The organism is Acetobacter suratthaniensis, assembly GCF_017377745.1.
Lineage (GTDB): Bacteria > Pseudomonadota > Alphaproteobacteria > Acetobacterales > Acetobacteraceae > Acetobacter > Acetobacter suratthaniensis.
In genome coordinates, this window is record NZ_JAFVMG010000069.1 from 1 (window position 1) to 379 (window position 379).

Consider the following 379-nt stretch of genomic DNA (forward strand, 5'->3'; position numbering starts at 1 on the left):
GAACACCCCTTCTTTCTGCCATAGACGCACCAGCGCCCCACGGAAGGGGGCACGCTCCTCACCGCCTTCGATCCACTCCCGGAAGGCCAGAGCACTGCCCCACAGCACACCCAGACGGCCAACCGGCAGGGCAGCACAGCTAAGCGCTTCGGCAATCCGCTCTTCCTGAGATACTGAAGCCCGGGCAAGCCACTGATACTGCTCAAAAGCGTAACGCAGGGCATCGACCTCGCTGCCCCGCTCGTACACATCGTGGCCGCGTATGCGCGGTCGCAACCCCTCAAGGCTCGCGGCCAGTTGCCAGGGATCGATCAGAAAGCCATCCACGGCCGCGCACTGCCGGGCTGCTTCCAGCCGCGCCCTGAACAGCACAGCCTCA

The 379-nt window shown here is 64.9% G+C and carries 1 pseudogene; it reads right to left on the minus strand.

Going from position 1 to position 379, the window contains the following annotated elements:
• Positions 1-379, minus strand: a pseudogene (locus J2D75_RS14340) (hypothetical protein); the annotation flags it as partial.